This window comes from Paraburkholderia sp. Ac-20340 (assembly GCF_017104965.1).
Taxonomy (GTDB): Bacteria; Pseudomonadota; Gammaproteobacteria; order Burkholderiales; family Burkholderiaceae; genus Paraburkholderia.
The window spans coordinates 165004-188964 of the sequence record NZ_JAAGPR010000009.1 but is presented as its reverse complement, the minus strand read 5'-3'; the positions used below and the strand labels follow the sequence as shown (position 1 = coordinate 188964).

Below are 23961 nucleotides of genomic sequence, written 5' to 3'. Positions count from 1 at the left end.
TACTAGAGAACGCATGGCCCACCCGGCGGCGGCCCCGCGCAGCGCGTCAGCCGTGGGGCCGGACCATAAGCCGCCACGACCGCCTCCTGGCCCGCTGCGGCGAAAAAGGCCCAATGGCTCGGGTACAATACCGTTCTTTGCCCCGGCGGTTCTGCCTGTCAGCGCCGCCGTCCCGCTTCACCCATCCCAAAAAACCGATCAACCCGTTCACGACGCCCGCGCGGCGCGACAGGCTTATGCACATCCATATCCTCGGCATCTGCGGCACGTTCATGGGCGGTCTCGCCGTGCTCGCGCGCAGTGCGGGCCACACGGTCACCGGCTGCGACGCGGGCGTCTATCCGCCGATGAGCACGCAGCTCGAAGCGCAGGGTATCCGCCTGATCGAAGGTTACGACGCGAGCCAGACGGCGCTGAACCCGGACCTCTACGTGATCGGTAACGTGGTGTCGCGCGGCAATCCGCTGATGGAGGAGATCCTCAATCGCGGCCTGCCGTACACGTCCGGCCCGCAGTGGCTCGGCGAACACGTGCTGCGCGACAAGTGGGTGCTCGCCGTGGCGGGCACGCATGGCAAGACCACCACCAGCTCGATGCTCGCGTGGCTGCTCGAAGACGCGGGCATGAATCCCGGCTTCCTGATCGGCGGCGTGCCGCTGAACTTCGGCATCTCCGCGCGGCTGACCGATTCGAGCTTCTTCGTGATCGAAGCCGACGAATACGACACGGCGTTCTTCGACAAGCGTTCGAAGTTCGTCCATTACCGCCCGCGCACCGCGGTGCTGAACAATCTCGAATTCGATCACGCCGACATCTTCCCCGATCTCGCCGCGATCGAAACGCAGTTCCATCATCTGATCCGCACGGTGCCAGGCGTAGGCCGCGTGGTCTCGAACGGCCGCAGCGAAGCGCTCGATCGCGTGCTGACGCGCGGCGTGTGGAGCGATGTCGAGCGTTTCGGCGTCGATGGCGGCTGGCAGGCGCTGCCGGCCGAAGAAGGCGCGACCGTGGACGAACGCTTTGCCGTCTATCACGACAGCGAGCGCGTGGGCGTGGTCGACTGGCAGATCCAGGGCGAGCACAACCGCCTGAATGCGCTCGCGGCGATTGCCGCCGCGCGCAGCGTGGGCGTGCCGCCCGCGCAGGCGGCGCAGTCGCTCGGCGGTTTCCGCAATGTGAAGCGCCGCATGGAAGTGCGCGGCAGCGTCGACGGCGTGACCGTCTATGACGATTTCGCGCACCATCCCACGGCGATCGAAACGACGATCGCCGGCCTGCGCACGCGCGTCGGTCATGACGAGTCCGGCAAACCCACGCGCATTCTCGCCGTGCTGGAGCCGCGCTCGAACACCATGAAGCTCGGCGTGATGAAGGCGCAACTGCCGGCCAGTCTCGCCGATGCCGATCTCGTGTTCGGCTACGGCGCGCCCAGCGGCAAGGACGCACTGGGCTGGGATCTGGCGGGCGCGCTCGCGCCGCTTGGCGAGAAGGCGCACGCCTACCACGACCTCGACGCGCTGGTGAAGGCGGTTTGCGCCGCCGCGCGTCCGGGCGACCAGGTACTGGTGATGAGCAACGGCGGATTCGGCGGCGTGCATCAGAAGCTGCTCGATGCGCTCGCGGCGCGGAGCGCGACGTGATCGTCTATCTGCACGGTTTCCGTTCCTCGCCGCAGTCGTTCAAGGCGCGCCTGATGGCGGCGCGCATGGCCGAACTGGGCCGCAAGGGCGAGTGGTTGTGCCCGACGCTGCCGGTTTCGCCCGCCGAAGCCGTCGCGCAGATCGAAAGCGAAATCCGCGCCCACGCCAAAGCCGGCGAGCGTATTACGTTGATCGGCAGCTCGCTGGGCGGCTTTTTCGCCACGTATCTGGCCGAAAAGCACGGCTGGCGCGCCGCGCTGCTGAATCCGGCGGTCGTGCCGGATCGCGATCTGTCGAAGTATCTGGGCGAGCAGCCGCTCTGGCACGGCGGCGGCAGTATCGTCGTCGAGCCGCGTCATCTTGACGAGTTGCGTGCGCTGGCCGTTATGCAGATCACCCAGCCGCAGCGCTACTATCTGATCGCCGCGACCGGCGACGAAGTGCTCGATTACCGCGAGATGCTGGCGCACTATCCCGGTGTCGTCACGCACCTGATCGAAGGCAGTGACCACGGCATCAGCGAATTCGCCGATTACGTCGACGAAGTCATCCGGTTCTGCGACGCAGTTTAGGGAAAAACCTTGGGCGTCGCGCCGTTCGCGTTTCGCGCGAGCGTCTATATGTATACAGCAGCACCGCCTGGGCGCGCCGCGCCTGGCCGGTGAGAGCAAGACTGAACGAGAGTGTTGAGTGAACGTTTTCTTTGAGGAATCGGGCAGTTTCAAGGCCGGCAGCGTGCTGTCGAAGCAGGGCGATGCGTTCCAGGTCGAGTTGCCGGGCGGACGCCGCGCCAAGGTGCGCGCAAAAGACGTGCTGATCGAATTCGAGAAGCCCGCCGCCGGCGATCTGCTGGAACAGGCCGACGCCGCCGCGCAGGAGATCGATCTCGATTTCCTGTGGGAATGCGCGCCCGCCGACGAATTTGTCTATACGGCGCTCGCGAGCGAGTACTTCGGCGAGACTTACGGCCCGGTCGAGCGCGCTGCGCTCGTGCTGCGTCTGCACGGCTCGCCCGTGTACTTCCGCCGCAAGGGCCGCGGCCAGTATCAGCGCGCGCCTGAAGAGCAGCTCAAGATGGCGCTGGCGTCGCTGGAGCGCAAGCGCCAGCAGGCGCTCGTGCAGGCCGGCTACGAAGACGAGATGAAGGCCGGCAAGCTGCCGGAAGCGCTCAAGGACAAGGCGCTGGGTCTGCTCACCAGGCCGGACAAGAACTCGATCGAGTACAAGGCGCTCGAAGCGGCGGCCGCTGCGCGTGGCATTTCGATGCCGCGCCTGATGCTGGAATGCGGCGGCATTGCCTCGCCGCGCGCCCTGCACGAAGCGCGATTCCTCGCTGAATTCTTCCCGCACGGCACGGGTTTCCCGCCGGTCGAAGTGGGCGCGTTGCCCGACGATCTGCCCGATGCGGCCCCGCATGTGCAGGCTTTCTCGATCGACGACGTCACCACGACCGAAATCGACGACGCGTTCTCCATCGAGCATCTGGCCGATGGCCGCGTGCGCATCGGTATCCACATCGCGGCGCCGGCGCTGGGCATCGCGCGTGGCGACACGGCCGATACGGTCGCGCGCACGCGTCTGTCCACGGTCTACATGCCGGGCGACAAGATCACCATGCTGCCCGACGATTTCGTCGATGCCTTTACGCTCAAGGAAGGCGGCATGCGTCCGGCGCTGTCGCTCTACAGCATCGTGAATCGCGAGACGCAGGAAATCGTCGCCACGGAAACGCGTGCCGAGCGCGTGTTCGTGAAGAACAACCTGCGCCACAACACGCTCGACGAAGTCGTGACGGAAGAGACGCTGGCTGCGGGCACGGGCGAGTATCCGCACAAGGAAGACATCGCGATTCTGTGGCCGTTCGCCCAGGCGCTGTTCGAGAAGCGCCAGCAGGCGCGCGCGGGCTACGGTCTGCGCCGCGAAGTGCAGCGCAACACCGACTACAACTTCTACGTGGAAGGCGAGCACGTCAACATCACGCCGCGCCGCCGCGGTTCGCCGCTGGACATGATCGTCGCCGAACTGGCGATTCTCGCGAACTCCACGTGGGGCGCGTTCCTCAACGATCATGGCGTGCCGGGCATCTACCGCTCGCAGCGCGCGTTCGGCGCGCCGTCGGGCCCGAAGCGCACGCGCATGCAGACCAACGCCGCGCCGCACGAAGGCCTGGGCGTCGCGCAGTATGCGTGGAGCACCTCGCCGCTGCGCCGGTACGTCGACCTCGTGAACCAGTGGCAGTTGCTCGCGTGCGTGGAGCATGGCGTCGCCGCCAAGCTGGTCGCGCCGTTCAAGCCCAAGGACGCCGATCTGTTCGCCGTCGTGCAGGGCTTCGACGAAACCTATACGGCCTATGCCGATCATCAGCGCCGCATGGAGTACTTCTGGTGCCTGCGCTGGCTCCAGCAGGAAATGCGCGGTGAAGGCGGCGGCGAGCCGCGTCGCGAATTCCCGGCCACGGTCGTCAAGGACGATCTGGTGCGCTTCGAGGAAGTGCCGCTGCTCATGCACGTGCCCGCACTCGGCGTGCACGCGCGCGGTACGCGTCTGATGATGGAAGTGCTGTCGATCGACGAACTGACGATCGAGGCTTCGGTGCGTATGCTGCGCGTGCTCGACGCGCCGGTCGTAACGAGCGGCGAGCAGGCGGAAGAAGAGTCGGGCGAAGACGAAGAACTGATCGACGCCGCCGACGATTCGGCGCAAAGCGAAGCCGAAGCGCAAGCCGAATCTGACGCTGCCAGCGATGCCAACGCCGAAGAAGGCGCCACGCAGGAAGGCGGCGAGGAAGCACAGCAAGCCGAACAAGCCGAGCACCACGCCACGGAGCCGCGCGAATGAGCGCCGATCGATACGCGGTAGTCGGAAACCCGATCGCGCACAGCAAGTCGCCGTCGATTCACGCGCAGTTCGCGGCCGCAACGGGCGAGCCGGTCGAGTACGACCGGCTGCTCGCGCCGCTCGATGGTTTCGTCGAGCACGTGCAGGCGTTTCGCGCGGCCGGCGGCCGTGGCCTGAACGTGACCGTGCCGTTCAAGCTCGAAGCGCATGCGCTCGCGCATCGTCTGTCGCCGCGCGCGGCGGCGGCGGGCGCGGTCAACACGCTGCGTTTCGACGAAGACGGCATTTTCGGCGATAACACCGACGGTTTCGGCCTCGTTCGCGACATCGAAGTGAATCTGGGCGTGGCCTTCAAAGGCGCGCGCGTGCTGCTGCTCGGCGCGGGCGGTGCGGCGCGCGGCGTCGTACTGCCGATGCTCGAACGTCATCCGCTCGAAATCACCATCGTCAATCGCACGGCACAGAAAGCGCATGCGCTGATCGAGCAATTCGAAGGCGCGGCGCGCGAGTTCGGCTGCCTGATCAACGGCGGCGGCCCGCAGGCTGTCGATGCGAAGCCTTACGACATCATCGTCAACGCCACGGCAGGCAGTCTGGATGCCGCGCTGCCCGAGTGCGACGCGCGCGCGTTCGGCGCGGGCACGCTGGCCTACGACATGATGTACGGCGCCGAGCCGACGGTCTTCATGCGTCACGCCGAATCGCTCGGCGCGCGCGCCGCGGACGGTCTGGGCATGCTGGTCGAGCAGGCCGCCGAGTCGTTCTTCGTCTGGCGCGGCGTGCGTCCGGACGGTGCGCCCGTGCTGGCCGCGCTGCGCGCGCAGCTGGCGGCGCAGGTTTAAGCCCACGCAGCGCCACGCCATGCGCAGAGAAGCGGCCGCGCCGCGCACCGACGGCATCGCCGGGCGTCAGTTTGCACGCGGTACTCCACGCGCCGGCGAGCCGCGCGGCAAGCGGCCGGGCGCGCTGCGCTGGCTGAGCTACGCGGCTTCTGTGTTCGTGGTGGCGTGGCTCGCGCTGCAAGGCTTCTACTTCGCGCAGATTGCCGCCTGGAATGTTGTCGATCCGCAGACAACAGCCTTCATGCGCTCGGACGCCGCATATCTCGCGGCCGATCACCCCGGGCTCGCCATCCAGCATCAGTGGGTGCCGTACGAGCAGATTTCGCGCAATCTGAAGCGCGCGATCATCGCGTCCGAGGACGCCAACTTCGTCAATAACAACGGCTACGAAACCGACGCCATCCTGCAGGCGTGGGAGCGCAACAAGAAGCGTGGCCACATCGTGCGCGGCGGATCGACGATCACGCAGCAACTCGCACGCAACCTGTTTCTTTCGCGCGAGAAAAGCTATATCCGCAAAGGTCAGGAACTGATCATCACGTGGATGCTGGAGACGCTGCTCGACAAGGAGCGCATCTTCGAGATCTATCTGAATTCGGTGGAGTGGGGTAACGGCATCTACGGCGCGCAGGCCGCCGCGCAGCATTACTACAAGACCAGCGCGACGAAGCTGACAGCGTGGCAGTCGGCGCGGCTGGCGGTGATGCTGCCGCGTCCCAAGTACTTCGACGATCATCGCAATTCCGCGTATCTGTCGCAGCGGGCGGGTGTGATCGCGCGCCGGATGGGCGCGGCGGAACTGCCTCAATCCCAGCAATAAGTGAGACAAAGCAGCAATGAAAAAGCGCCGGCAGAAACCGGCGCTTTTTTGCTTCAACTCACGACTATTGGCGCTTACTGACGCGCGAGACGCGCGTTGTCCGGCATCGGCATATTGAAGTTGGTGCGGAACGGGTTGATGTCCAGCCCGCCGCGACGCGTGTAACGCGCGTAGACCGCGAGGCGGTCCGGTTTGCACTCGCGCAGGATGTCCATGAAGATGCGCTCGGCGCATTGCTCGTGGAAGCCCGTGTGATTGCGGAACGAGATGATGTAGCGCAGCAGCCCGGCCTGATCGATCTGCGGTCCTACGTAATGAATCTGCACGCTGCCCCAGTCGGGCTGGCCGGTCACCGGGCAGTTCGACTTCAGCAGGTTCGACACCAGCGTTTCCTCCACCGGCGATTCCTCGTGCGCGGCCTTCAGCAGCGTGGCGTCCGGGTGATAGATCTCGGCGTCCAGATCGAGACGGTCGATCGACAGGCCTTCGAATTCCTCGAACGCAATCTTGCCGAACGCGCCCGGCTGGTCGAGTTTCACCGACACCGACGCGCCGCTGGCCGCCGAAATATCGCGCTTGAGAATGTCGCGCACTTCATCGGCGGATTCGAACTTCGTTTGCGCGAACGAGCCCAGATACAGCTTGAACGACTTCGATTCGACGATGTTGGGCGAATCGGCGGGAATGAAGAACGTCGCGATGGCGATCTGCGGCTTGCCGCGCGCGTTGAGCCACGAAAGCTCGTAGGCGTTCCAGATATCGGTGCCGAAGAAGGGCAGTTGCGCGCCGATGCCGATCTGTTCGCGCGCGCCGATGCGCGGAATCGGGAACAGCAGCTTGGCGTCGTATTGCTCGGTGTAGCTGGAAGCCTTGCCGAGCGGAGATTGTTCGGGAGTCATGGTGCGCTGGTTTCGGTTGATGCGTCGTTCGTGGCGCCCGCGCGCATTGCTGCGCGCACGGCGTCCACGGGATTGGCCACGCCGCTCGCCACGTGCCCGGTCGCTGTGACCGAGCGGGCCGATTCGCAGTGGCGGATCTGGTCGTCGAAGAAAAAGTCGGGTTCGAACTCGCGCAGGAACGGGCCTTTGTCGAGTCCGCCAAGGAACATCGCTTCGTCGATTTCGATGTTCCAGGCCATCAGCGTGCGGATCGCGCGCTCATGCGCGGGCGCCGAACGCGCGGTCACGAGCGCGGTGCGAATGCGCATCTGCGCGTTGGCATCCGCGAGTTTCTGCAGGCGGTTCAGCGCCGCGAGCAGCGGCTTGAGCGGACCTTGCGCGAGCGGCAGTTCGCGGTTGTCGCGTTCGTGGCTCACGAAGGCGGAGAGGCCATCGCGCTGGAAGATCTGCTCGGCTTCGTCGGAAAACAGCACCGCATCGCCGTCGAACGCGATGCGAATCTCGTGCGCCGTGTGCTCCGCCATTGTCGCCGATTCTGGAAACACGCGCGCGGCGGGAAATCCGGCGTCGAGCGCGCCGCGCACGTCCTCTGGATTCGCCGAGAGAAACAGTGACGCGTTGAGCGGCTTGAGGTAATGCCAGGGCTCGCGTCCGCGCGTAAACACGCCGCGCTGGATATCGAGCTGATGCTCGCGGCAGGAACTGAACGCGCGCAGCCCGCTGATCGGATCGCTGCGCGAGAGGATCACGACTTCGACGTGATGCGCGCCGTTGTTGAGCGCGAGCAGCTTGCGGATCAGCGCGAACGCCACGCCCGGCCGCGCGGGCAGATTCAGACGCTCGCGCTGCAGCGCCTCGTAGGCGCGCAGGTCGCCGTCCTCGTAGACGCGGTTCTCTTCCTCGAAATCGAAGAGCGCGCGCGACGAGATCGCGACGACGAGTTTGTCGGAGAGCGAAACGGACACGTTCTTGAGCCTCGCCAGCGAGATTACGAGAGGAACAAACGATAAGCCGGGTTCTGCGTCTCTTCCCAGTGCGGATAACCGAGCGTCGCGAGGAAGCGGCGGAACTCCGCGTCTTCCGCCGCTGGCACCTGGATGCCGACCAGAATCGAGCTGTAATCCGCGCCCTGATTGCGGTAGTGGAACAGGCTGATATTCCAGTTCGGCGCCATCGACGAAAGGAAGCGCATCAGCGCGCCCGGACGCTCCGGGAATTCGAAGCGGAACAGGCGTTCGTCATGCGCGAGCGGCGAACGCCCGCCCACCATGTAGCGGATGTGCTGCTTCGAGAGTTCGTCGCCGGTGAGATCGACGCTCGGGAAACCGTGCTCGACGAAACTCTGCGCGATCTGCGCTGATTCGCCGCGGTTGCGAATCTGCACGCCGACGAAGATATGCGCGCGCTCGGCATCGTCGATGCGGTAATTGAATTCGGTGACGCTGCGCGTGCCGACCAGTTCGCAGAACCGCTTGAAGCTGCCGCGCTCTTCGGGGATCGTCACGGCGAACACGGCTTCGCGCGCTTCGCCGACTTCGGCGCGCTCGGCCACGAAGCGCATGCGGTCGAAATTCATGTTCGCGCCCGAGGTGATGGCGATCAGCGTTTTGCCGTCGATGCCTTCGCGTTCGGCGTATTGCTTCGCGCCCGCGACAGCCAATGCGCCGGCCGGTTCGAGCACGCTGCGCGTGTCCTGGAAAACGTCCTTGATCGCGGCGCAGAGGGCGTCCGTGTCGACGGTCAGCACGTCATCGAGATATTCCTGGCACAGGCGGAAGGTTTCCTCGCCCACGAGTTTCACCGCCGTGCCGTCCGAGAAAAGGCCGACTTCGCTGAGTTCGACGCGCTTGCCCGCCTTCAGCGATTGCGCCATCGCGCAGGAATCGTCCGTCTGCACGCCGATCACGCGGATTTCCGGGCGCACGGCCTTCACGTACGCGGCCACGCCTGCGGCCAGACCGCCGCCGCCGATCGGCACGAAGATCGCGTGAATCGGGGCCTGATGCTTGCTGAGGATTTCCATCGCCACCGTGCCCTGACCGGCGATCACGTAGGGATCGTCGAAGGGATGCACGAAGGTCAGGCCGCGTTCTTCCTGAAGACTGACGGCGTGCGCGTAGGCATCGCTGTAGGATTCGCCCGCCTGCACGACTTCGACCATCGAGCCGCCGTGGGCGCGCACGGCATCGACTTTCACCTGCGGCGTGGTCACCGGCACGCAGATCACCGCTTTCACGCCGAGTCGCGCCGCCGAGAGCGCCACGCCCTGAGCATGATTGCCCGCCGAAGCCGTAATCACGCCGCGCTGCAATTGTTCCGCCGACAGATGCGCCATCTTGTTGTACGCGCCGCGCAGCTTGAACGAGAAAACCGGCTGGTTGTCCTCGCGCTTGAGCAGGACCGTGTTGCGTAGACGCGTCGAAAGATTCGGTGCGCGTTCGAGTTCGGTCACGCGGGCGGCGTCGTAGACACGGGCGGTGAGGACTTTCTTCAGGTAATCGTCTTGGGTGGCCATGCGAGGGGCGCGCCGGGCGCGGCAGTGTGATCGGGGGAAAGCGCAGAACGCGCGAAATGCCGAAAAAGCGGCAAAAGACGCGAAAACATCAATGATAGCGCCAACGGCCGGCGCGCTGGCTGCGAGGGCGGGGCGGCCGCGCGGGCATACGGAGCGCACGCAAACGCGCCCGCCGTCGATTGCCCGACCTTCCGGACGGCGAATCAAAGGGTGTGCGAAAGGTGTGCAAATGACAAAAAATGAAAGTTATATGTCCCTACGGTTCCCGCGCACCGTCAGCGCGCGTGCGGATCATGCGTTAAAATCGCTTTTTGAAACAAGGATCGGAAGATGCACTGGCAACCTCGGACAGCCCATTTGATGCCCGCACGGCGCGAGACCCGCCCCGCGGCGCAGCGGCATGCCCGCCACGCACGATCGTGTCGCTAAGTCCGAGCGCCGGGGAACCATCGGCGTGAGCGCTGCCGCCATGCTTCCCCACCCCCTTCGTCCGCTATCAGCCACCGCACGCCATCCGCGAGCCACCGGCGGACTCGATTTCAGAATAGCGCCCCACGCGCCCCGTCAGCTTCCGTCATGCAGGCCGCTTGCCCATCTGGCAGCCCACTGAGCGGGACTGACTCAAAGAGTCGTCCAACCATGAACGCACCTCAAGTTTTCGATCCTCACGGCGCAGCCGCAGCCGTGGCTGCCGACATCGAACCGCGCCTGCGCGAGATTCCGTATAACTACACGTCCTTTTCGGATCGCGAAATTGTCATTCGTCTGCTAGGCGAACAGGCATGGGACGCGCTCGCCGAACTGCGCGCCGAACGTCGCACCGGCCGCTCGGCACGTATGTTGTACGAAGTGCTCGGCGATATCTGGGTCGTGCGCCGCAATCCGTATCTGCAGGACGATCTGCTCGATAACCCCAAGCGCCGCGCGCTGCTGATCGAGGCGCTGAATCACCGCATCGCCGAAATCGAAAAGCGCCGCCGCGCCGACCTCGTCGAGCATAACGACAAGGACGGGCTGGAGCGCGCCACGCGCGTGGAAACGCTGGTTGCATCGGCGCGCCGCGCGATCGAAGCATTCGCCGCCGAATTCGACAAGATGGCCGAGCTGCGCCGCCGCGCCACCAAGGTGCTGGGCAAGCAGACGCAGAAGGACAACATTCGTTTCGACGGCATCGCGCGTGTTTCGCACGTGACGGATGCGACCGATTGGCGCGTCGAATATCCGTTCGTGGTCCTCACGCCCGACACCGAAGCGGAAATCGCCGGTCTCATCAAGGCGTGTTTCGAACTCGGTCTGACCGTGATTCCGCGCGGAGGCGGCACCGGTTACACGGGCGGCGCCGTGCCGCTCACGCCGTTCTCGGCGGTCATCAACACCGAAAAGCTCGAACAGCTCGGCCCGGTCGAGATGACCGATCTGCCCGGCGTCGACCGCAAGGTCGCGACGATCTTCTCGGGCGCGGGCGTCGTGACGCGTCGCGTGACCGAAGCGGCGGACGCGGCGGGCTTCGTGTTCGCCGTCGATCCGACTTCGCTCGATGCCTCGTGCATCGGCGGCAATGTGGCGATGAACGCGGGCGGCAAGAAGGCCGTGCTGTGGGGCACGGCGCTCGACAATCTCGCCTGGTGGCGCATGGTCGATCCGCAGGGCAACTGGCTCGAAGTCACGCGTCTTGACCACAACATGGGCAAGATTCACGACATCGAAGTCGCGCGTTTCGAACTGAAGTGGTTCGACGGCGAGTACGCGCCGGGCGAAAAGCTGCTGCGCACGGAATCGCTCGACATCGCCGGCCGCGTGTTCCGCAAGGAAGGTCTCGGCAAGGACGTGACCGATAAATTCCTCGCGGGTCTGCCGGGCATCCAGAAGGAAGGCTGCGACGGTCTGATCACGTCGGCGCGCTGGGTCCTGCACAAGATGCCCGCGCACACGCGCACGGTCTGTCTGGAGTTCTTCGGCCAGGCGCGCGAAGCGATCCCGAGCATCGTCGAAATCAAGGATTACCTGTTCGAGACCTCGAAGCAGGGCGGCGCGATTCTCGCGGGTCTGGAGCATCTGGACGAGCGCTATCTGCGCGCCGTCGGCTACGCGACCAAGAGCAAGCGCAACGCGTTTCCGAAGATGGTGCTGATCGGCGATATCGTCGGTGACGATGCCGACGCCGTGGCCAGCGCCACCTCGGAAGTCATCCGCATGGCCAACGGCAAGAGCGGCGAAGGTTTCGTCGCGGTGTCGGCCGAAGCCCGCAAGCGCTTCTGGCTCGACCGTAGCCGCACGGCCGCGATCGCAAAGCACACCAACGCGTTCAAGATCAACGAAGACGTCGTGATTCCGCTCGATCGCATGGGCGAATACACGGACGGCATCGAGCGCATCAACATCGAGCTGTCGATCAAGAACAAGCTGCAACTGGTCGACGCGCTCGAAGCGTTCTTCAAGGACGGCAAGCTGCCGCTCGGCAAGACCGACGACGCGAACGAGATTCCGTCGGCGGAACTGCTCGAAGACCGCGTGCAGCAGGCGCTCGATCTGCTCAAGCGCGTGCGCGAGCGCTGGACCTTCGTGGGCGAAAAGCTCGACATGCCGTTGCGCGAGGCGCAGCACTATCTCGTGCAACTGGGCTACGAAGCGCTGGCGGAAAAGTTCGCCGACCGCTGCGACGTGCAGGCCGACGTCAACGTCTTCCACGTGACGCAGGACCGCACGGTGCGCATCTCGTGGAAGCAGGAAATCCGCGCGGAACTGCGCCAGATCTTCAACGGCGGCGCCTTCAAGCCGATCCTCGACGAAGCTCAGGCGATCCACAAGAAGGTGCTGCGCGGGCGCGTGTTCGTGGCGCTGCACATGCACGCCGGCGACGGCAACGTGCACACCAACCTGCCGGTCAACTCGGACAACTACGAGATGCTGCAGGACGCGCACGTCGCGGTGGCGCGCATCATGAAGCTCGCGCGTTCGCTGGACGGCGTGATCTCGGGCGAGCACGGCATCGGCATTACGAAGCTCGAATTCCTCACCGAAGACGAGATCGCCGAATTCCGCGCCTACAAGCAGCGCGTCGACCCGGAAGGGCGCTTCAACAAGGGCAAGCTGCTCGAAGGCGCCGACCTGCGCAACGCCTACACGCCGTCGTTCGGCCTGATGGGCTACGAATCGCTGATCATGCAGCAGTCCGATATTGGCGCGATCGCCGAATCGGTCAAGGACTGCCTGCGCTGCGGCAAGTGCAAGCCGGTGTGCGCCACGCACGTGCCGCGCGCGAACCTGCTGTACAGCCCGCGCAACAAGATTCTCGCGACCTCGCTGCTGGTCGAGGCCTTCCTGTACGAAGAGCAGACGCGCCGCGGCGTGTCGATCAAGCACTGGGACGAGTTCAACGACGTAGCCGACCACTGCACGGTTTGCCATAAGTGCGTGACGCCGTGCCCGGTCAAGATCGACTTCGGCGACGTGACGATGAACATGCGCAATCTGCTGCGCAAGATGGGCAAGAAGAAGTTCAACGCGGGTAACGCGGCGGGCATGTTCTTCCTCAACGCCACCAATCCGCAGACCATTAATCTCGCGCGTACCGCGATGATGGGCGTGGGCTACAAGGCGCAGCGTCTGGGCAACGACGTGCTCAAGAAGTTCGTCAGGAAACAGGCGGCGCATCCGCCCGCAACCACGGGCCGCGCGCCGGTGGTCGAGCAGGTGATCCACTTCGTCAACAAGAAGATGCCGGGCAACCTGCCGAAGAAGACGGCGCGCGCGCTGCTCGACATCGAAGACAACAAGATCGTGCCGATCATCCGCAACCCGAAGACCACCAGCGTGGATTCGGAAGCGGTGTTCTACTTCCCGGGCTGCGGTTCGGAGCGTCTGTTCTCGCAGGTGGGGCTGGCCACGCAAGCCATGCTCTGGGAAGCGGGCGTGCAGACCGTGCTGCCGCCGGGCTATCTGTGCTGCGGTTATCCGCAGCGCGGCTCGGGTCAGTTCGACAAGGCCGAGCAGATCGTGACGGACAACCGCGTGCTGTTCCACCGCATGGCGAACACGCTCAACTACCTCGACATCAAGACTGTCGTGGTGTCGTGCGGGACGTGCTACGACCAGCTCGCCGGTTATGAATTCGACAAGATCTTCCCGGGCTGCCGCATCATCGACATCCACGAGTTCCTGCTCGAGAAGGGCATCAAGCTCGATGGCGTGTCGGGGACGCGCTACATGTACCACGACCCGTGCCACACGCCGATCAAGACGATCGACCCGGTCAAGCTCGTCAATGAGCTGATGGGTTCGGAGAAGGACGGCTACAAGATCGAGAAGAACGATCGTTGCTGCGGCGAGTCGGGCACGCTGGCGGTGACGCGCCCGGACATTTCGACGCAGGTGCGTTTCCGCAAGGAAGAGGAAATCCGCAAGGGTGCAGCCAAGCTGCGCGACATTCCGATCATCGGCAACGGTGCGAATGGCGTGCAACCGGCTACGCCGCAGGAAGCGGGCGGTCAGGGCAAGCCGCAGGACGTCAAGATTCTGACGTCGTGCCCGTCCTGCCTCCAGGGTCTGTCGCGTTACAACGAGGACGCCAACGTGGAAGCCGATTACATCGTGGTGGAGATCGCCCGTCACGTGCTCGGCGAAAACTGGATGGCCGACTACGTGAACCACGCGAACAATGGCGGAATCGAGCGCGTGCTGGTTTAATGCTAGCGCCAAATTTTCCGTAACACGGGTTCGAGGACGACGATGGGATGCGTATTCTGTAATGAGGAAGGCGGTGAAGTGCTGTGGGAAGACGAGCGTATGCGCGTCGTTCTCGCCACCGCCGAAGTCGACTATCCCGGCTTTTGCCGGGTGATCTGGAATACGCATGTCGCCGAGTTCTCGGATCTCGCCGATGCGGACCGGGAACACCTTATGCGCGCGGTCTATGCGGTCGAGCGTGCGTTGCGCCGCATCATGCAGCCGTCGAAGGTGAATCTGGCGAGTCTCGGCAACCAGGTGCCGCATGTGCATTGGCACGTGATTCCGCGCTTTACCAACGACGCGCATTTTCCGATGTCGGTCTGGTCGCCGCGCCAGCGTACGGTGTCCGAAGCGATGCTCGGCCAGCGCCGTGCGCAGGCGACGCTGCTGCGCGAGGCGGTGCGCCAGGAAATGGAGCAGGCGCAGGCTTCGTGAGCGTCGCTGCGCGGCCCGGGATCGCATCGATCGAACAGGGACGATCATGAGTGGACTGAAATCCGATACGCCGGTGCCGACCGGCGTCGTGGTGCATGCGCTGTCGCGCGTGCTCGAACTGCAGTATGCGAACGGCGAGAGTTACCGCATTCCGTTCGAACTGATGCGGGTTTTTTCGCCCTCCGCCGAGGTGCGCGGCCACGGCCCGGGCCAGGAGACGCTGCAGACCGGCAAGCGTGAAGTGACGATCACGGCGCTCGAAGGCGTCGGCCACTACGCGCTGCAGCCTACTTTCTCCGACGGCCACAATACCGGCATCTATTCCTGGGACCAGCTTTACGAGCTGGCGACGCGTCAGGACGCGCTCTGGGCCGAGTATTTCGCGAAGCTCAAGGCCGCGGGCGTCGAGCGCGATGCGCCGATGGCAGCAGCACCTGCCGCCCACGGCCACTGCCACTGACGCTTCCTGTTACGATCCAGCCGCCGCGCGAGGGGCGCGGCGCACTCCATCAAAAAGAACCGGACACGATCCGGCTCAAGACCCGCGAAAGGACGAGCGCGATGAGCAAAACCCACTTCGGCTATCAGACAGTCGACGAACAGGACAAGGCGAAGAAGGTGGCCGGCGTGTTCCACTCGGTCGCCTCGAACTACGACCTGATGAACGATCTGATGTCGGGCGGGCTGCACCGCGCCTGGAAGGCGTTCACGATCGCGCAGGCGAACATCCGCCCGGGCGCGAAGGTGCTCGATATCGCGGGCGGCACCGGCGATCTGTCGATGGCATTCGCGAAGAAGGCCGGCCCGAGCGGCGAAGTCTGGCACACCGACATCAACGAATCGATGCTGCGCGTGGGCCGCGACCGCCTGATCGACAAGGGCGTGATCACGCCCGCGCTGCTCTGCGACGCCGAAAAAATTCCGTTCCCGGATAACTACTTCGACCTGGTGACGGTGGCTTTTGGCTTGCGCAACATGACCCACAAGGATCGTGCGCTGGCGGAAATGCGCCGCGTCATCAAGCCGGGCGGCCGCGTGATGGTGCTCGAATTCTCCAAGGTCTGGGAGCCGCTGAAGAAGGCGTACGACGTCTACTCGTTCAAGGTGCTGCCGTGGCTGGGCCAGCGTTTTGCCCAGGACGCGGAGAGCTACCAGTATCTGGCCGAGTCGATCCGCATGCACCCGGATCAGGAAACATTGAAGACGATGATGGAACAAGTCGGCCTCGACGCCGTCAAATATTACAATTTGTCAGCTGGCGTGGTAGCCTTACACGTCGGAACAAAGTACTAATGTTCCCAACTCTCTGTCTTTAAAGGAAATTCCGCCATGTCCGAGACTCGCAATACTGCTTTCAATAAGCTTTCTATGTCTTGGGCGAGGCGGATCGGCACCTTCGCGGTGATCGGCGCGATCGTCGCGGGCAGCCTGGCTTCGCTCGACGCCGAAGCAAAACGCATGGGTGGCGGCCGCAGCTTCGGCCGTCAGTCTTCGGTGGCGTCGCAGCGCAGCACCACGCCGCCGCCGGCACAACCCAGCCCCACGCAGCAAGCGGGCGCGCGCGCCCAGCCCGGCGCACCGGCGCCGGCAGCCACGCCCGCACCGGCGCGTAACCGCTGGCTCGGGCCTATCGCGGGTCTCGCGGCAGGTCTCGGTATCGCGGCGCTGCTGTCGCACTTCGGCCTTGGCGAAGCGTTCGCCGGCGCAATGGCCAACATGATCGTGATCGCGCTGATCGCTTTCGTCGCCATCTGGCTGATCCGCAAGTTCATGAGCCGTCGTCGCGATACGCAGCAACCGGCGTATCAAACCGGTGGCGCCAGCCTGAATCAGGCGGGTGGCTATCAGCCGCAGGAACCGCGCTACACCACGCCGCCCACGGGCCAGTACCTCGCGCCCGAAGCGCAGCCGCTCACCACGCCGCAGATCAACAACGCGCCCGACGTGCCGGCCGGTTTCGACACCGAAGCTTTCCTGCGTAACGCCAAGGTGTACTTCGTGCGCCTGCAGGCCGCGTGGGACGTGGGCAATATCGAAGACATCCGCGAATTCACCACGCCGGAAATGTTCGCCGAAGTCCGCGTCGATCTCTCGGGTCGCGGCGCGCAGACCAACCAGACCGATGTCGTGCAGCTCAACGCCGATCTGCTCGCCGTGGAAGAGCGCGGCAACGAATACCTCGCGAGCGTGCGCTTCTCCGGTTTGATCCGCGAAGAGGCGGGCGCGGCGGCGGCGCCGTTCGTCGAGATCTGGAATCTGTCGAAGTCGCGCAGCACGGGCGAAGGCTGGCTGCTCGCGGGTATCCAGCAGGTCGAAGCGCATTGATGGGTTAGCGCGGTTAGCACGGCAGGGCGAGGTCCGGCAGCCCGCGCCCTGTGGCGGCGCGGCTTTGCGCCTCGAACGCTACAATAGGAACCCGCGCGAGCTCGATGCCCGCGCGGGTTTTTTTATTTCCAAGCCGATGACTCTCGCCGCCAAGCCCTTCGCCGCCGCTGTCAATCACCTGCTCGCCCGCGAATCGTGGGCCCGCGACCGCCTCGCTCCATACGCCGGCAAGACCGCGCGTCTGTCCTGTCCGCCCGTGGTGCTCACGCTGCTCGTGCAGCCTGACGGCTATCTGGCCGCCGTCGAGGAGCAGGACGCAACTCACGCCGATGTCGCGCTTTCGCTGCCTGCGGGCGCGTTGTCCTCGTATGTGCAGGGCGGCCAGTCCGCCATCATGAAGCACGTGAAAATCGAGGGCGACGCCGAATTCGCGCAGATCATCGGCAAGCTTGCCGAGCATCTGCGCTGGGAGCCCGAGGAGGATCTCGCGAAGCTGATCGGCGATGCGCCGGCCTCGCGCATTGCGTCGTTCGCGCGCGCCGCGCACGAGCAGGCGCTGCGCACCGGGCGCAACGTGCTGGGCTCCGTCACCGAATATCTGCTCGACGAAAATCCGCAGCTCGTGCGGCACGCCGAGCTCGACGGCTTCAATGCGGAGCTGTCCCGCGCGCGCGATGCACTGGCGCGCGTCGAAAAGCGCATCGAGCGCCTTGAACAAAAAACACAAGCGCGCAGCGCGAGCCAGGGCCAGCTTCAGACCCCGGCGCCGCGCGGCCCGAGCCCGCTACAAGGCAATTAAGACATGCGTTTTCTGCGTTTCCTGAAGATTTTCTTTACGGTCATCCGCTTCGGTCTCGACGAAATGATGTTGAGCCGGATCAATGACCGGCGCGTCAGAGTGCTGCTGCGTATCACCACCATCGGCCGTAAATTCGATCAACCGCCGGGCGTGCGTCTGCGTCTCGCGCTCGAAAGCCTCGGCCCGATTTTCGTGAAGTTCGGTCAGGTGCTGTCGACGCGCCGCGATCTGCTGCCGCTCGACATCGCCAACGAACTCGCCAAGCTGCAGGATCAGGTGCCGCCGTTCGAATCGCAGGTGGCCATCGACATCATCGAAAAATCGCTGGGCGCGCCCGTCGATACGCTGTTCGACGACTTCGAGCGCGTGCCGGTGGCGAGCGCCTCGATCGCGCAGGTGCACTTCGCCAAGGTGAAGTCCGGCCAGCACGCGGGCAAGGCGGTGGCGGTGAAGGTGCTGCGCCCGAACATGCGTCCGGTGATCGATTCCGATCTCTTGCTACTGCGCGATATCGCCGTGTGGGCCGAGCGCCTGTGGGCCGACGGCAAGCGCCTGAAGCCGCGCGAAGTGGTTGCGGAATTCGACAAGTATCTGCACGACGAACTCGACCTGATGCGCGAGGCCGCCAACGGCAGCCAGCTGCGCCGCAACTTCGCCGGTCTCGATCTGTTGATGGTGCCCGAGATGTACTGGGAGTTCAGCACGGCCAACGTGCTGGTGATGGAGCGCATGGTGGGCGTGCCGATCAGCCAGGTGGACCGGCTGCGCGCGGCGGGCGTCGATATCCCCAAGCTCGCGCGCGAAGGCGTGGAAATCTTCTTCACGCAGGTGTTCCGCGACGGCTTTTTCCACGCCGATATGCACCCCGGCAACATCCAGGTGAGCCTCGATCCGGCGCATTTCGGGCGTTATATCGCGCTGGATTTCGGCATCGTCGGCGCGCTGTCGGACTTCGACAAGAACTACCTCGCGCAGAACTTCCTCGCCTTCTTCAAGCGCGACTATCATCGCGTGGCGACGCTGCATATCGAGTCGGGCTGGGTTCCGCCCACGACGCGCGTCGAAGAACTGGAAAGCGCGATTCGCGCCGTCTGCGAGCCGTATTTCGATCGCGCGCTCAAGGATATTTCGCTCGGCCAGGTGCTGTTGCGCCTGTTCCAGACCTCGCGCCGCTTCAACGTGGAAATCCAGCCGCAGCTCGTGCTGCTGCAAAAGACCATGCTGAACGTGGAAGGGCTGGGCCGCTCGCTCGACCCCGAACTCGATCTCTGGAAGACGGCCAAGCCGTATCTGGAGCGCTGGATGACCGAGCAGATCGGTCTGCGCGGCTGGTACGAGCGCTTCAAGATCGAGGCGCCGCAGTGGAGCAAGACGCTGCCGCAATTGCCGCGCCTTATCCATAACGCGCTGCTGCATCGTCAGGACCCGACGCATCTCGCCAACGACGAGACGATCCGCCAGATTCTCGCCGAGCAGCGCCGCACCAACCGCATGCTGCAGGGCCTCGTGGTGTTCGGCGTGGCGGTGGGCGTGGGCATGGTGGCGGCGCGCGTGTGGCTGGCGCTGGCTTACGGTTACGGCGGCTGATCGCGTACGCAGGGCACGCAGCCTGCCGAAGCCGCAAAGCAGCCGAAAAAGACAAGGAGCGAGACGATGAGCGACACCACGCAACCCGGTCAGGCAGGGCAGGCGCCCGAATTCGATTCGCGCGATCCGGCCGCGCCCGCGTTCTGGGACGAGCGCTTCGAGCGCGGTTTCACGCCGTGGGATCAGGCGGGCGTGCTGCCGGCCTTCGAAGCCTTCGCCGCCGCGCATCCCGCCGCCAACGTGCTGATTCCCGGTTGCGGCAACGCCTGGGAAGCGCGCTGGCTGGCCGAGCGCGGCCGCACGGTGCGCGCCATCGACTTCGCGCCTTCGGCGGTTGCGCATGCGCGCGCAGCGCTGGGCGATTACGCGAACGTGGTCGAGCAAGCCGACTTCTACACCTACACGCCGCCGTTCACGCCGGCGTGGATTTTCGAGCGCGCCTTCCTCTGCGCGCTGCCGAAAGTGCAGCGCGCCGACTACGCGCGCCGCATGGCCGAACTGCTCGCGCCGGGCGCGTTGCTGGCGGGCTACTTCTTTATCGGCGAAACGCCCAAGGGGCCGCCGTTCGGCATCGCACGCGATGAACTCGACGCGCTGCTCACGCCGCATTTCACGCTGATCGACGATCAGCCGGTGGAAGGCTCGCTGCCGGTGTTCCAGGGCCGCGAACGCTGGCTTACCTGGCGGCGTAAAAGCTGAACCTGTGCCGCGCTGCGGCACAAAACCTGCCCACGCTCTTGATCCTGCGCAAGCCGGCCCCATCTGGCCCGGAGCGCGCTGCGTTCGTTGGTCCTGGCAATTCCCAGGCCAGGGGAGCGTTTGCGGCTATAATTCAAGGCTTTGCAAGCATTTGTCAGGTTTTTGCGCCTGACTTTCACTCGTTTCATCAGGAAAGAGATCATGCCGATCTACGCTTACCGCTGCGAGTCGTGCGGCTTCGACAAGGACTGTCTGCAGAAGATCAGCGATGCGCCCCTGACGCAGTGCCCAAGCTGCGGTGCGGACGCATTTCGCAAGCAGGTTACTGCGGCTGGCTTTCAGCTGAAGGGCTCGGGCTGGTACGTCACGGATTTCCGTGGCGGCAATAACAGCAATGGCGGCAACGGGGCGAGCGCGGCTGCGACCGGCGCGAAGACCGACAGCGCGTCGTCGTCCGAGTCCAAAACGGCTGCGGCCGACAGCGCGCCGGCAACGGCGAGCGCTCCGGCAGCGCCGGCTGCGGGCACAAGCAGCGCAAGCAGCACGAGCACGGCAGGCTCGACCTGAAACCCTGCGGCCCGATTCCGGTTTTCCGGGGTCAGGCGGCGTAAGCGCCGCGCCACGCGCGCGGCCTGGATGGCGTGTACATGACGATCAAGAAAGCGACTTTAAAATCGGTATTCCTGACCGGCCTGCTCGTGCTGGTGCCGTTGGCCCTCACGCTGTGGGTCCTGAATCTCGTCATCAGCACGATGGATCAGACGCTGTTGCTGCTGCCGGAGTCGTGGCGCCCGCCAGTGCATCTGCCGGGTCTGGGCGCGGTGCTCACGCTGGCGTTCATCTTCGTGGTGGGCCTGCTCACGCACAATTTCATCGGCCAGAAGCTGGTGGAGTGGTGGAATGCGCTGGTGCGCCGCATCCCGATCATCGGTCCGCTGTATGGAAGCATCCAGCAGGTTTCCGATACACTGCTTTCCAGCAACGGCAATGCCTTTCGCAAGGCGCTCCTGATCGAGTACCCGCGCAAGGGCTCGTGGACCATCGCGTTCCTCACCGGCATTCCGGGCGGCGACGTGGTGAACCATCTGCAGGAAGACCATGTGAGCGTGTATGTGCCGACCACGCCCAATCCCACCTCGGGCTTTTTCCTGATGGTGCCGAAGAGCGAAGTCGTCGAACTCGACATGACGGTCGATGCCGCGCTCAAGTATATTGTTTCGATGGGCGTCGTCGCGCCAGCCGCGACTCCGCGACGCCCCATCGATCCCCCGCTTTAAATACCGGATGCTGCGTCGGCTCCAAGAGGCGCACGCGGCCTTCCTGTTTAATTTACGCATAACGAAAGACGAACATCATGTCGATGAGATCTGAATACTGCGGTCTGGTGACCGAACAGCTGCTGGGCCAAAACGTTTCGCTGTGCGGATGGGTGCAGCGCCGCCGTGACCATGGCGGCGTTATCTTCATCGACCTGCGCGATCGCGAAGGCCTCGTCCAGGTCGTGTGCGACCCGGACCGCGCAGAGATGTTCAAGGTGGCCGAAGGCGTGCGCAACGAATTCTGCGTGCAGATCAAGGGCCTCGTTCGCAATCGTCCGGAAGGCACGGTCAACGCCAATCTGAAGAGCGGCAAGATCGAAGTGCTGTGCCACGAACTCGTGGTGCTGAACGCGTCGGTCACGCCGCCGTTCCAGCTCGACGACGACAACCTCTCGGAAACCACGCGCCTCACGCATCGCGTGCTGGACCTGCGCCGTCCGCAGATGCAGCACAACCTGCGCCTGCGTTACCGCGTGGCGATGGAAACGCGCAAGTATCTCGATTCGCTCGGCTTCATCGACATCGAAACGCCGATGCTCACCAAGAGCACGCCGGAAGGCGCGCGTGACTACCTGGTGCCGTCGCGTACCAACGCAGGCCAGTTCTTCGCGCTGCCGCAGTCGCCGCAGCTCTTCAAGCAGCTGCTGATGGTGGCGAACTTCGATCGCTACTACCAGATCGTCAAGTGCTTCCGCGACGAAGACCTGCGTGCCGACCGTCAGCCGGAATTCACGCAGATCGACTGCGAAACGTCGTTCCTCGGCGAGCAGGAAATCCGCGATCTGTTCGAAGACATGGCGCGTCACGTGTTCAAGGAAACGATCGGCGTCGAACTCGATGCGAAGTTCCCGATCATGCCGTACTCGGAAGCCATGAGCCGTTTCGGTTCGGACAAGCCGGACCTGCGCGTGAAGCTCGAATTCACGGAACTGACGGACGCCATGAAGGACGTGGACTTCAAGGTGTTCAGCACGCCGGCCAACAGCAAGGACGGCCGTGTGGCCGCACTGCGCGTGCCGAAGGGCGCCGAACTCTCGCGTGGCGACATCGACGGTTACACGGAATTCGTGCGCATTTACGGCGCGAAGGGCCTCGCCTGGATCAAGGTCAACGAAGTCGCGAAGGGCCGTGACGGTCTGCAAAGCCCGATCGTCAAGAACCTGCACGACGCGTCGATCGCCGCCATTCTCGAGCGCACCGGCGCGCAAGACGGCGACATCATCTTCTTCGCGGCAGATCGCGCGAAGGTCGTGAACGACAGCCTGGGCGCCCTGCGTCTGAAGATCGGCCATTCGGAATTCGGCAAGGCCAACGGTCTGGTCGAGAAGGGCTGGAAGCCGCTGTGGGTGATCGACTTCCCGATGTTCGAATACGACGAGGAAGAAAACCGCTACGTGGCCGCGCACCACCCGTTCACGAGCCCGAAGGACGAGCACCTGGAATATCTGGAAACGGACCCGGGCCGCTGCCTCGCGAAGGCGTACGACATGGTGCTGAACGGCTGGGAAATCGGCGGCGGTTCGGTCCGTATCTATCAGGAAGAAGTGCAGAGCAAGGTGTTCCGCGCGCTGAAGATCGGTCCGGAAGAAGCCCGTGCGAAGTTCGGCTTCCTGCTGGACGCGCTGCAATACGGCGCGCCGCCGCACGGCGGTATCGCATTCGGTCTGGACCGCATCGTCACGATGATGGCCGGCGCCGATTCGATCCGCGACGTGATCGCGTTCCCGAAGACGCAACGCGCACAGTGTCTGCTCACGCAGGCGCCGAGCGAAGTTGACGAGCGTCAGCTGAAGGAACTGCACATCCGTCTGCGTCAGCCTGAGCCGAAGACGGCGCAGTAAGTCGCAAGCTACGCAGATGACGCGCCCCAGCGTGTCATCCTGCATCGCAACAACGAAAAAGGCGCATCGTGCGCCTTTTTCGTTTTTTGCGTTAAATTCCTGACAGAACCGTCGCAAACATCGCGGCGCGTCCCCACACGTTCCATCGCCATGCAGAAGCCGCCGAAGATTCCGGAGTCCGTACTCGTCGTTATCCATACGGCGCAGCTCGAGGTATTGATCATCGAGCGCGCCGACCGCGCCGGCTTCTGGCAGTCGGTCACGGGCTCGAAGGACCGCGTCGACGAGCCTTTCGCGGAGACCGCCGTGCGCGAGGTGGCGGAGGAGACGGGCATCGTCGTCGGCTCGCCGGGCGTGCCGGATGCCGCGCTGCGCGACTGGCGGCACGAGATCGACTACGAGATCTATCCGGTCTGGCGCCATCGCTACGCCGAAGGTGTCACACGCAATACCGAGCACTGGTTTAGTCTCGAGGTGCCCGCCGGTACGCCTGTCACGCTCGCGCCGCGCGAGCACACCGCGTATCTGTGGCTGCCTTATGAGGAAGCGGCGGCGAAGTGTTTTTCGTCGTCCAATCGCGAGGCGATCCTGCAACTGCCCGCGCGTCTTGCCACGCGTGGCCAGGCGCTTCGTCCTGGAGAGCCTCTGTGAGCGATACCCGCGCCGATCCCGAA

Annotated in this window: 19 protein-coding genes and 1 pseudogene; 17 read left to right on the top strand and 3 right to left on the bottom strand. The window is 64.5% G+C overall.

All coding sequences use genetic code 11. The features are described from left to right. Window positions 1-236: 236 nt before the first annotated feature. From mpl to mtgA, 5 genes are all read left to right on the top strand, one after another. Window positions 237-1640: a UDP-N-acetylmuramate:L-alanyl-gamma-D-glutamyl-meso-diaminopimelate ligase gene (gene mpl, locus G3N59_RS14985; RefSeq protein ID WP_205983402.1), complete on the top strand. Its 1404-nt coding sequence runs from the start codon at window positions 237-239 to the stop codon at window positions 1638-1640. After that, entirely contained in the window at window positions 1637-2212 is a 576-nt protein-coding gene (locus tag G3N59_RS14980) for a YqiA/YcfP family alpha/beta fold hydrolase (RefSeq protein ID WP_205983401.1), read from the top strand. The genes mpl and G3N59_RS14980 overlap by 4 nt, the downstream gene beginning before the upstream one ends. A 118-nt stretch (window positions 2213-2330) precedes the next feature. After that, window positions 2331-4478: an RNB domain-containing ribonuclease gene (locus G3N59_RS14975; protein ID WP_205983400.1), complete on the top strand. Its 2148-nt coding sequence runs from the start codon at window positions 2331-2333 to the stop codon at window positions 4476-4478. Continuing rightward, window positions 4475-5320: a shikimate dehydrogenase gene (gene aroE, locus G3N59_RS14970; RefSeq protein WP_205983399.1), complete on the top strand. Its 846-nt coding sequence runs from the start codon at window positions 4475-4477 to the stop codon at window positions 5318-5320. The genes G3N59_RS14975 and aroE overlap by 4 nt, the downstream gene beginning before the upstream one ends. 19 nt (window positions 5321-5339) lie before the next feature. After that, window positions 5340-6140, top strand: coding sequence for a monofunctional biosynthetic peptidoglycan transglycosylase (gene mtgA, locus G3N59_RS14965; RefSeq protein ID WP_205983398.1), 801 nt, complete (start codon window positions 5340-5342; stop codon window positions 6138-6140). 74 nt (window positions 6141-6214) lie between these two features. Here the strand turns inward: mtgA and queF are convergent, their stop codons facing one another. The 3 genes and pseudogenes from queF to ilvA all read right to left on the bottom strand — a co-directional run bounded on the left by queF (window position 6215) and on the right by ilvA (window position 9554). Continuing rightward, a complete protein-coding gene (gene queF / locus G3N59_RS14960; RefSeq protein ID WP_205983397.1) occupies window positions 6215-7039 on the bottom strand; it encodes an NADPH-dependent 7-cyano-7-deazaguanine reductase QueF in 825 nt (274 codons plus the stop codon). A 77-nt stretch (window positions 7040-7116) separates the two neighbouring features. Continuing rightward, window positions 7117-8004: pseudogene (locus G3N59_RS14955) on the bottom strand (5'-nucleotidase); the annotation flags it as partial. A 23-nt stretch (window positions 8005-8027) separates the two neighbouring features. After that, window positions 8028-9554 carry a threonine ammonia-lyase, biosynthetic gene (ilvA, locus tag G3N59_RS14950; RefSeq protein WP_241023451.1) on the bottom strand — a complete coding sequence of 509 codons (1527 nt, stop codon included), beginning with the start codon at window positions 9552-9554 and terminating at the stop codon, window positions 8028-8030. Between the two features lie 639 nt (window positions 9555-10193). On the opposite strand from ilvA, the gene G3N59_RS14945 reads away from it, so the two are divergent. The 12 genes from G3N59_RS14945 (at window position 10194) to nudB (ending at window position 23938) form a co-directional block, all read left to right on the top strand. Beyond that, the gene (locus G3N59_RS14945) at window positions 10194-14240 is read left to right on the top strand and encodes an FAD/FMN-binding oxidoreductase (RefSeq protein WP_205983395.1); all 4047 of its coding nucleotides are present in this window, start codon (window positions 10194-10196) and stop codon (window positions 14238-14240) included. Window positions 14241-14282: 42 nt separating this feature from the next. Next, window positions 14283-14717, top strand: coding sequence for an HIT family protein (locus G3N59_RS14940; RefSeq protein WP_205983394.1), 435 nt, complete (start codon window positions 14283-14285; stop codon window positions 14715-14717). A gap of 46 nt (window positions 14718-14763) precedes the next feature. After that, a complete protein-coding gene (locus G3N59_RS14935; protein WP_205983393.1) occupies window positions 14764-15177 on the top strand; it encodes a DUF971 domain-containing protein in 414 nt (137 codons plus the stop codon). Window positions 15178-15278: 101 nt separating this feature from the next. Then, window positions 15279-16010: a bifunctional demethylmenaquinone methyltransferase/2-methoxy-6-polyprenyl-1,4-benzoquinol methylase UbiE gene (gene ubiE, locus G3N59_RS14930; RefSeq protein ID WP_205983392.1), complete on the top strand. Its 732-nt coding sequence runs from the start codon at window positions 15279-15281 to the stop codon at window positions 16008-16010. A 36-nt stretch (window positions 16011-16046) separates the two neighbouring features. Next, window positions 16047-17042 carry a TIM44-like domain-containing protein gene (locus G3N59_RS14925; protein ID WP_205983391.1) on the top strand — a complete coding sequence of 332 codons (996 nt, stop codon included), beginning with the start codon at window positions 16047-16049 and terminating at the stop codon, window positions 17040-17042. Between the two features lie 136 nt (window positions 17043-17178). Beyond that, window positions 17179-17841 carry an SCP2 sterol-binding domain-containing protein gene (locus G3N59_RS14920; protein ID WP_205983390.1) on the top strand — a complete coding sequence of 221 codons (663 nt, stop codon included), beginning with the start codon at window positions 17179-17181 and terminating at the stop codon, window positions 17839-17841. A 3-nt stretch (window positions 17842-17844) separates the two neighbouring features. Continuing rightward, window positions 17845-19428: a ubiquinone biosynthesis regulatory protein kinase UbiB gene (gene ubiB / locus G3N59_RS14915; RefSeq protein ID WP_205983389.1), complete on the top strand. Its 1584-nt coding sequence runs from the start codon at window positions 17845-17847 to the stop codon at window positions 19426-19428. Between the two features lie 66 nt (window positions 19429-19494). Then, window positions 19495-20127, top strand: a complete 633-nt coding sequence (locus G3N59_RS14910; protein ID WP_205983388.1) for a methyltransferase domain-containing protein — start codon at window positions 19495-19497, stop codon at window positions 20125-20127. Window positions 20128-20328: 201 nt separating this feature from the next. Then, window positions 20329-20694 carry an FmdB family zinc ribbon protein gene (locus tag G3N59_RS14905; RefSeq protein WP_205983387.1) on the top strand — a complete coding sequence of 122 codons (366 nt, stop codon included), beginning with the start codon at window positions 20329-20331 and terminating at the stop codon, window positions 20692-20694. Between the two features lie 80 nt (window positions 20695-20774). Then, a complete protein-coding gene (locus G3N59_RS14900) occupies window positions 20775-21404 on the top strand; it encodes a DUF502 domain-containing protein (protein WP_205983386.1) in 630 nt (209 codons plus the stop codon). Between the two features lie 77 nt (window positions 21405-21481). After that, complete coding sequence (gene aspS / locus G3N59_RS14895; RefSeq protein ID WP_205983385.1) at window positions 21482-23287, top strand: aspartate--tRNA ligase; 1806 nt, start codon at window positions 21482-21484, stop codon at window positions 23285-23287. Window positions 23288-23437: 150 nt separating this feature from the next. Continuing rightward, on the top strand, window positions 23438-23938 hold the full coding sequence (gene nudB / locus G3N59_RS14890; protein WP_205983384.1) for a dihydroneopterin triphosphate diphosphatase: 501 nt from the start codon (window positions 23438-23440) through the stop codon (window positions 23936-23938). Window positions 23939-23961: the final 23 nt, after the last annotated feature.

Bases quoted from the DNA above. Each gene is read 5' to 3' on its own strand.
- mpl (WP_205983402.1), top strand. From the start codon at position 237: ATGCACATCCATATCCTCGGCATCTGCGGCACGTTCATGGGCGGTCTC.
- aroE (WP_205983399.1), top strand. From the start codon at position 4,475: ATGAGCGCCGATCGATACGCGGTAGTCGGAAACCCGATCGCGCACAGC.
- mtgA (WP_205983398.1), top strand. From the start codon at position 5,340: ATGCGCAGAGAAGCGGCCGCGCCGCGCACCGACGGCATCGCCGGGCGT.
- queF (WP_205983397.1), bottom strand. From the start codon at position 7,039: ATGACTCCCGAACAATCTCCGCTCGGCAAGGCTTCCAGCTACACCGAG.
- ilvA (WP_241023451.1), bottom strand. From the start codon at position 9,554: ATGGCCACCCAAGACGATTACCTGAAGAAAGTCCTCACCGCCCGTGTC.
- G3N59_RS14945 (WP_205983395.1), top strand. From the start codon at position 10,194: ATGAACGCACCTCAAGTTTTCGATCCTCACGGCGCAGCCGCAGCCGTG.
- G3N59_RS14940 (WP_205983394.1), top strand. From the start codon at position 14,283: ATGGGATGCGTATTCTGTAATGAGGAAGGCGGTGAAGTGCTGTGGGAA.
- G3N59_RS14935 (WP_205983393.1), top strand. From the start codon at position 14,764: ATGAGTGGACTGAAATCCGATACGCCGGTGCCGACCGGCGTCGTGGTG.
- ubiE (WP_205983392.1), top strand. From the start codon at position 15,279: ATGAGCAAAACCCACTTCGGCTATCAGACAGTCGACGAACAGGACAAG.
- G3N59_RS14925 (WP_205983391.1), top strand. From the start codon at position 16,047: ATGTCCGAGACTCGCAATACTGCTTTCAATAAGCTTTCTATGTCTTGG.
- G3N59_RS14920 (WP_205983390.1), top strand. From the start codon at position 17,179: ATGACTCTCGCCGCCAAGCCCTTCGCCGCCGCTGTCAATCACCTGCTC.
- ubiB (WP_205983389.1), top strand. From the start codon at position 17,845: ATGCGTTTTCTGCGTTTCCTGAAGATTTTCTTTACGGTCATCCGCTTC.
- G3N59_RS14910 (WP_205983388.1), top strand. From the start codon at position 19,495: ATGAGCGACACCACGCAACCCGGTCAGGCAGGGCAGGCGCCCGAATTC.
- G3N59_RS14905 (WP_205983387.1), top strand. From the start codon at position 20,329: ATGCCGATCTACGCTTACCGCTGCGAGTCGTGCGGCTTCGACAAGGAC.
- G3N59_RS14900 (WP_205983386.1), top strand. From the start codon at position 20,775: ATGACGATCAAGAAAGCGACTTTAAAATCGGTATTCCTGACCGGCCTG.
- aspS (WP_205983385.1), top strand. From the start codon at position 21,482: ATGTCGATGAGATCTGAATACTGCGGTCTGGTGACCGAACAGCTGCTG.
- nudB (WP_205983384.1), top strand. From the start codon at position 23,438: ATGCAGAAGCCGCCGAAGATTCCGGAGTCCGTACTCGTCGTTATCCAT.